This is a genomic window from Streptomyces sp. NPDC049577, from assembly GCF_040675635.1.
Taxonomy (GTDB): domain Bacteria; phylum Actinomycetota; class Actinomycetes; order Streptomycetales; family Streptomycetaceae; genus Streptomyces.
The window spans coordinates 20,209-27,837 of the sequence record NZ_JBFAPH010000043.1 but is presented as its reverse complement, the minus strand read 5'-3'; the positions used below and the strand labels follow the sequence as shown (position 1 = coordinate 27,837).

The window sequence follows — 7,629 nt, the reverse complement described above, 5'->3', positions numbered from 1 at the left end:
CGGACCCGCCGCGCTTCCCGACCGGGCCGGTACAGCAGCTTGACGGCGACGAGGGCGCAGCACAGCAGCGCCAGGTACCAGGCGGCTTCGGGCGCGCTCACGACGCACTTCCCGCGCGCCCGCACAGGGCCGCCAGACGTGCCCATCCGCGTGCCCGCTCGAATCCCCTCGGGCTCCACACGGCGGCCGGTACGGTCGTCACGAGGCCGGAGGCGTCACGCTCCAGGACGTGGATGTCCGCGACGCGCCGCCGCCCGGATCGGTCGCGCACGAGATGGATCACGACCGACAGCGCTGCGGCCAGCTGACTGTGCAGTGCCCATCGGTCCAGCCCCGCGGTGGCGCCGAGGGCCTCCAGTCGGGCCGGGACGTCCGACGCGGCGTTCGCGTGCACCGTGCCGCAGCCGCCCTCATGTCCGGTGTTCAGCGCGGCCAGCAGGTCGGTGACCTCGTGCCCGCGCACCTCGCCGACGACAAGGCGGTCGGGGCGCATGCGCAGGGCTTGGCGCACCAGGTCCCGGAGGGTGACCAGTCCGGTGCCCTCCTGGTTTGCGGGCCGGGTCTCCAGCCGCACGACGTGGGGGTGGTCCGGGCGCAACTCGGCGGAATCCTCGGCCAGGACGATCCGTTCGTCGGGTGCGACCAGGCCGAGCAGCGTGGAGAGCAGGGTGGTCTTGCCGCAGCCGGTGCCGCCGCTGATCACGAAGGACAGCCGGGCATCGAGCACGGCCCGCAGCAGGCGCTGCCCGCCGGGCGGCACGGTGCCGGCGGCGACCAGTTCGTCGAGGGAGAAGGCGCGGGGGCGCACCACGCGCAGGGAGAGGCAGGTCGATCCGACGGCGACCGGGGGCAGGACGGCGTGCAGCCGGGTGCCGTCCGGCAGGCGGGCGTCCACCCAGGGACGGGCGTCGTCGAGCCGGCGGCCGGCGATCGCGGCCAGCCGCTGGGCGAGCCGGCGTACCGCTGCGGTGTCGGGAAAGGTCACCTCGGTGCGTTCGAGACCGGCGCCGCGGTCCACCCACACCCGGTCCGGGGCGGTGACCAGCACGTCGGTGACGTCGGGGGCGGAAAGCAGGGGCTCCAGGGGGCCGGTGCCGACGAGTTCGGACCGCAACCTGGCCGCGACGCCGAGGACTTCGGTGTCGCCGAGCAGTCGCCCTTCCCTGCGCAGCGCCTCCGCGACCCGCGCCGGGGTCGGTTCCTCGCCGCTCTCCGCGAGGCGCAGCCGCACGGCCTCCAGCAGTTCCGTGCTCATGCCGGCACCCCTCCGCGCTCGGCCAGGGCCCGGGCCCAGAAGTCGGCGGCGAACCGGGCGAGCGGTCCGCGTTCACCGCTGCCCGGCGGCCGACCAGTGGCGATCGTCTCCGAGAGCCCTGGCTCCGGGGGGAGTTCGCCCTCCGACCGCAGGCCGAGCAGGCGCGCGATCTCCATGCCGCCGAGTCCGGGACCGCAGGGGCCGCGCACCACGGTGCGCAGATCACCCAGCGCCAGGGAGAGCGCGGAGGCGACGCGATGGGCGGCGGCCACAGCCCGCAGCTCGGCGGGCACCACCAGCAGACCGACGTCGATCTGTTCGAGCGCGGCCAGGGCCACGTCGTCGAGCCGGCGCGGCAGGTCCACGACGACCACGCCGCCACGACGGCGGGCCGCGGCCAGCACGGCGCGCATCGCGTCGGGCGGCACGGTCGCGCAGTCGCCGCGGTCCCAGCTCAGCAGGCGCAACGAGTGGAGCTCGGGAAGGGCCTCCTCCAGGGCGCGGCCGGCAACGCGGCCGCGGGAGTCGGCGAAGGCCGGCCAGCGCAGTCCGTCGGCCCGTTCGCCGCCCAGCAGGACGTCGAGTCCGCCGCCGAGCGGGTCGCCGTCGATGAGCATGGTGCGGCTGCCGCCGCGGGCGGCGGAGACGGCCAGGGCGCAGGCGAGGGTGCTGGCTCCGGCGCCGCCCCGGCCGCCGACGACGCCGACCGTCAGGGCCGGGCGGCCCACGCCCTCGACGGCGTCGGCGATGCGGTCGACCAGCCAGCTCTCGCCATCGGGCAGCACCGTCACATTGCGGGCACCGACGGCGACGGCCCGCTGCCAGATGCCGGGGTCGTCCTTGTCCTTGCCGACGAGCACCACCCCTTCCCGGTGGGCGGTCCCGGTCAGCCGGCCGGCGCAGTCGTCACCGATCAGGACCAGGGATGCCGCCTCCCAGCTCGTGCGCCGCACGGGGGCGCCGTGCGCCACCTCGGGCACGGCGTCGGCGGCCGCGCACAACCGCAGGAGATCGTCGAGCAGTGCCTCGTCCTCCGTGACGACCAGCGGACCGCCTTGCCCGCCTCCTGCGGAAGCGGGCCAATCGGACGTGTGGGATCCGGTCACGGTTCCTCCCCTCTCACTACGCGCTCTCGCATCCGCGAACGTCGCGGAACTCGCGGGGAATCACCGTGCAGTGAACTGGTAAATCGTGTGGATCTTGGTCAAAAACTGTGGACTACTCAACAGTTGTGAATATCCCGCTCACCTATACCGGTGACTTCCGGAGAGCAGCCTGTTGATTACGCTGCGTCACGTGTATGAAGGTGGGTGGAGCGGCGCAGAGCCGGCGCGCGGAGAGAGGGAGGGCCCGATGAGAGCGGAGAAAATGCCTCCGGACATGCGACGACCCCCGCCGGGGGGGAGAGCGGGGGTCGTCCCCACGGCCGACTCGGGGGGGGGAGGAGTCGGACCGGGTTAGACACGGTCGCGAACGATCCGTGACTTCCATGGTGTACCCGAGAGCCTTCTCAGGCAAACCCACACGCCTCAGCTTACGCCGAATGGAGGGCCCCTATGCTCGGCGGCGTGGAAAACCACTCCTTGCCCCGGACAGCCGCCTTCTTTGATCTGGACAAGACGGTCATTGCGAAGTCGAGCACGCTCACGTTCAGCAAGTCCTTCTACCAAGGCGGTCTGATCAACCGGCGCGCCGCGCTGCGTACCGCCTATACGCAGTTCGTCTTCGTGGTCGGTGGCGCCGACCACGAACAGATGGAACGCATGCGTCAGTACCTCTCCGAACTCTGCCGGGGCTGGAATGTTCAGCAGGTCCGGGAGATCGTCGCAGAGACGCTGCACGAGCTCATCGACCCGATCATTTATGACGAGGCCGCCTCGCTCATCGAGGAGCACCACACCGCCGGCCGGGACGTGGTGATCGTCAGCACTTCCGGTGCGGAGGTCGTCGAGCCGATCGGCGAACTGCTGGGCGCCGATCGCGTCGTCGCAACCCGCATGGTCGTCGAGGACGGCCGCTTCACCGGCGAGGTGGAGTACTACGCCTACGGGCCGACGAAGGCGGAGGCCATTCGTGAGCTCGCGGAGTCCGAGGGCTACGACTTGGCGCGCTGCTACGCCTACAGCGACTCGGCGACCGACCTGCCGATGCTGGAAGCCGTGGGCCACCCGTACGCCGTCAATCCGGATCGCGCCCTGCGCCGGGAGGCGACCGCGCGGGACTGGCCGATCCTCTCCTTCAGCCGCCCGGTGCGCCTGAAGCAGCGGCTGCCGTCGCTGTCGATGCCCTCGCGCCCGGCGCTGGTCGCGGCCGCCGCGGTCGGGGCCGCCGCCGCGACAGCCGGCCTCGTATGGCTCGCCGGACGCCGCCGCACCTCCACGACCGACTTGACCGGATTTGGCAGAAAAAGCAAAGAAAAGTGGCTTGGGCTTCCGCTTCCGCCGCGACAGTAGTAGAAAGGAATTGACGGCCCGCGAGACCAGGGACATCCGGGACATCCGGGAGGAAGCCCTTCACGCACCAGGCCCCACGGACCGCAGCATGAACATCGGGCACCCACGCGACGCCGACCCGTCGAATACGGGCCAGCCGCACCAGGTGACGGGCAAAGTACCCGACCTGATGGGCGACCATCGTGCACGCATGGTAACCCGGTGAACATGCCAGCGGCGGTACCAGAATTGGTACCGCCGCAACCCTGTGTTCGGGCCCTGCGGAGAGGGCCCGATCGCACGCCGGAGGGCCCTCAGGCAGCCCCTCGCTGCAGCGCCTCGCATACGGCGGTGCTCTCACGGACCCCCAGCTCGACCGCACGTCCGCAGTGCGCGATCCACGCCGCCACACCCTCCGGGGCCCCGGAGACATAACCCCGGAGCGCCTCCAGATAGGCGGTCCGCCCCAGCTCGGCATGGCCCACCTCGGCCGGGCAGATCGACTTCGGATCGAGGCCGCTGCCGATCAGGACGATCCGCTCGGCGGCCCGGGCGACCAACCCGTTGTACGCCGCGAACGGCCGCAGGGCGAGCAACTCGCCGTGCACCACCGCCGCCGTCACCAGCGCCGGCGCCGCGCTGCCCGCAAGGAGCAGGCCGGCGAGCCCGTCCAGCCGGCCCGACATTTCCTCGGCCGAGGGCAGTGGCAGGTCGATCAGCGGCTCGTCCACCGGTTCACCGGGCAGCCGTGGCCGCCCCACCGTCTCCTCGGGCCGGTCACGACCGACCGCCACCAGATGCAGCCTGGCCAGCACGCGCAGCGGCGACTGCCGCCACACGCTCAGCAGCTGCCCCGCCTCCGCGGTCAGCCGCAGCGCCGCCCCCACCGTGCGCGGCTCACCCTCGCCCCCGAAGTCGGAGCGCCGGCGCACCTCTTCGAGGGCCCAGTCGGCACCGGACAGCGCGGCCGAGCCACGCGCCCCGCGCAGGGCGGCCTCTGAGGTGATCTCGTTGCTGCGGCGGCGCATCACGCGGTGGCCGTACACCCGGTCCACCGCCTTGCGTACGGAGTCCACGGAGTCGGCCACGCCGGGGAGCGAGCCCAGGGCGGCGAGCGGATCGGCTGTCGTACTCATGAGCAAGACAGTACGCACTTCACGCTCACACCCCTCGAAGGAGTGGTCTTCTTCACTCACGATTTTCACTCAGCGCACCGTCGCACCTACGCTTGGTGAACATGAAGATCGCTTTCGTAGGGAAGGGCGGTAGCGGCAAGACCACGCTGTCTTCCTTGTTCATCCGCCATCTCGCCGCCGACCGCCTCCCCGTCATGGCCGTGGACGCGGACATCAACCAGCATCTGGGTGCGGCGCTCGGGCTCGACGAAGTGGAGACCGCCGCACTGCCCGCGATGGGCGCCCGGCTGCCCTTGATCAAGGAGTATCTGCGCGGCAGCAACCCGCGCATCACCTCCGCCGAGACGATGATCAAGACAACGCCGCCGGGCGAGGGCTCCCGCCTGCTCCGCGTCCGTGAGGACAATCCGGTGTACGAGGCGTGTGCCCGTACGGTGCCACTGGACGACGACGCCTCTGTCCAGCTGATGGTGACCGGCCCGTTCACCGACGCGGACCTGGGCGTGGCCTGCTACCACTCCAAGGTGGGAGCGGTCGAGCTGTGCCTGAACCATCTCGTGGACGGCCCCGGCGAATACGTCGTCGTCGACATGACGGCGGGCAGCGACTCGTTCGCCTCGGGGATGTTCACCCGCTTCGACATGACCTTCCTGATCGCGGAGCCCACCCGCAAGGGCGTCTCGGTGTACCGCCAGTACAAGGAGTACGCGCGGGACTTCGGCGTCTGCCTGAGGGTGGTCGGCAACAAGGTGCAGGGCCAGGACGACCTGGACTTCCTCCGCGACGAGGTCGGCGACGACCTGCTCACCACGGTCGGCCACTCCGACTGGGTGCGCGCCATGGAGAAGGGGCGCCCACCGCGCTTCGAACTGCTGGAAGAGGTCAACCGGCAGGCTCTGCGCACCCTGCGCGCGGCGGCGGACGACACGTACGAGCGGCGGGACTGGCGGCGCTACACGCGACAGATGGTGCACTTCCATCTGAAGAACGCGGAGAGTTGGGGCAACGAGCGGACCGGGGCCGACCTGGCGGCCCAGGTCGACCCCGCCTTCGTGCTGGACGAGCAGCTGATCGCTAGTCCGCAGCCCGCCTGACCCAGGCACCTGCCTTGATCACGACCGCGGCACGGTTCCGGTGCGCGGGCACGCCCTTGCCGTCCGCGGGCAGGGGCTCGCCCCCTTCGCCCCTGTTCCTGGCCTTGGCCGCGTCACCCCGGCGTCCGGACTTGTTCTCGTCGTCCTTGTGGCCGGGCTTGTCCTCGTCGTCGTGGTGTCTCGGCCTGTCCTCGTCGTCGTGGTGCCTGGGCCGGTCCTGGTCCTCGTGGCGGCGGGAGCGGTCCTCGTCGTCCTTGCGCCGAGACGTGTCCTCGTCCTCCTGGCCGCGGTCGTCGGGGCTCTTGGACGCGGCGGGAGCGGGGTAGAAGTGGTCCCATCCGTGTTTGGGCTTCTCGCCGACGTCCAGCGTGCGGAACTTCGCGAGCACCTTGGGGTCCTGCGCGTCCAGCCAGTCGGCGAGCTGCTTGAAGGAGACGCAGCGCACTTCCTTCTTCCCGCAGATCGTCTTGATGGCTCGTTCGACGGCGTGCATGTACGTGCCACCGTTCCAGGACTCGAAGTGGTTGCCGATGAAGAACGGAGCACGGTTGCCGCGGTAGGCGCGTTTGAAGCCGGCCATCACGCCGTCGTACATCTGCTCCCCCCACTCCTCCCGTTCGCCGGAGTCGCCGCCGTCGGTGGTCCCCGACTGGTTCGCGAGGAAGTTGTAGTCCATGGAGAGCGTTTCGAAGCCCCGGCCGGGTACCGGGATGTCCTGGAGCGGGAAGTCCCAGAGCCCGCGGAGCTTGCGCGGCCAGACCTGCCGGCCGCCGGAGGAGCTGGCGTCGTAGCGGAAGCCCATGCTCTTCGCGGCGCGGACCAGGTTGTGCTGGCCCTCCAGGCAGGGGGCCCGGCCGCCGACGAGCTCCTTGCTGTAGTCGAAGGGGAGGGGCTGCTCCTTCTTGAGGCCCGTGTTCGTCTTCCAGTGCTTGACGAAGGACTCGGCCTGGCGGATCTCGCTCATCCACTCCTCGGGCGACCAGGTGCCGACACCCCGGTCGGGTCCGCAGAAGTGCCCGTTGAAGTGGGTGCCGATCTCATGGCCGTCCAGCCAGGCGCCACGCAGTTGGGCGACGGTGTCCCTGACGCCCTTGACGTCGTTGAAGCCGATGTCCGAAGCGCCGTCCGAGTGCTTCGGCGGTTCGTAGATCTCCCGCTTCTCCTCCGGGAGCATGTACACGCCACTGAGGAAGAAGGTCATCGTCGCGCCGTACTTCTTGCCGACGGACCGGAAGTGGGAGAAAAGCCTTTGCCCGTCCTCGCCCGCGCCGTCCCAGGAGAACACGACGAACTGCGGGGGTCTTTCGCCGGGCTTCAGCCTGCGGGGGCGCGGCTGCTTGGGTTGGGGGCCGGTCTCCGAGGTGGAACCGTCGCCGATGAGCCGGACCGGGCGCTCGACGTTGTTCGGGGCGCCGGCTCCCCGGTCGGGGCCGCCGTCCGGCCCCTCGGAACAGCCGGACGCCCCCGTCGCCAGCGCCAACGTCGCCAGTCCGCCCAGGACGGCCCTCCATCCAGCAGCCATCAGTCCACCTCGTCCCTCGACTCGCGGGGGCGAGCCGGTGGTCATGCGGTCGTTGAGCGTCAACGTCGCACGACACGGAAGACGATTGAGGGCTGACAAGCCGATAAAAGTATCTATTCACCCGATCGACGGAAGTGGGCGGTGCGCGCACCGAAAGCCCTTCCCCGTCGACTTTACTCTCCATTACGAT

6 protein-coding genes are annotated in these 7,629 nt (G+C 70.6%); 2 read left to right on the top strand and 4 right to left on the bottom strand.

The genetic code is table 11. The features are described from left to right. Positions 1-97 precede the first annotated feature (97 nt). Together AB0K09_RS08275 and ssd are read right to left on the bottom strand one after the other, a co-directional pair. A complete protein-coding gene (locus tag AB0K09_RS08275; protein WP_366064488.1) occupies positions 98-1,255 on the bottom strand; it encodes a TadA family conjugal transfer-associated ATPase in 1,158 nt (385 codons plus the stop codon). Beyond that, positions 1,252-2,361 (bottom strand): septum site-determining protein Ssd, encoded by a 1,110-nt coding sequence (gene ssd, locus AB0K09_RS08270; RefSeq protein ID WP_366064487.1) that lies wholly within the window; start codon positions 2,359-2,361, stop codon positions 1,252-1,254. Before ssd ends, AB0K09_RS08275 begins: the two co-directional genes overlap by 4 nt. A 450-nt stretch (positions 2,362-2,811) precedes the next feature. Between ssd and AB0K09_RS08265 the strand changes: the two genes are divergently transcribed. After that, positions 2,812-3,708, top strand: coding sequence for an HAD family hydrolase (locus tag AB0K09_RS08265; protein WP_366064486.1), 897 nt, complete (start codon positions 2,812-2,814; stop codon positions 3,706-3,708). A 293-nt stretch (positions 3,709-4,001) separates the two neighbouring features. Here the strand turns inward: AB0K09_RS08265 and AB0K09_RS08260 are convergent, their stop codons facing one another. Continuing rightward, positions 4,002-4,823, bottom strand: coding sequence for an oxidoreductase (locus tag AB0K09_RS08260; RefSeq protein ID WP_366064485.1), 822 nt, complete (start codon positions 4,821-4,823; stop codon positions 4,002-4,004). A gap of 101 nt (positions 4,824-4,924) precedes the next feature. Between AB0K09_RS08260 and AB0K09_RS08255 the strand changes: the two genes are divergently transcribed. Further along, complete coding sequence (locus tag AB0K09_RS08255) at positions 4,925-5,917, top strand: ATP-binding protein (RefSeq protein WP_366064484.1); 993 nt, start codon at positions 4,925-4,927, stop codon at positions 5,915-5,917. Here the strand turns inward: AB0K09_RS08255 and AB0K09_RS08250 are convergent. Next, on the bottom strand, positions 5,898-7,439 hold the full coding sequence (locus tag AB0K09_RS08250) for a hypothetical protein (protein ID WP_366064483.1): 1,542 nt from the start codon (positions 7,437-7,439) through the stop codon (positions 5,898-5,900). The two genes, AB0K09_RS08255 and AB0K09_RS08250, sit on opposite strands and share 20 nt — an antisense overlap. Between the last annotated feature and the right edge of the window lie 190 nt (positions 7,440-7,629).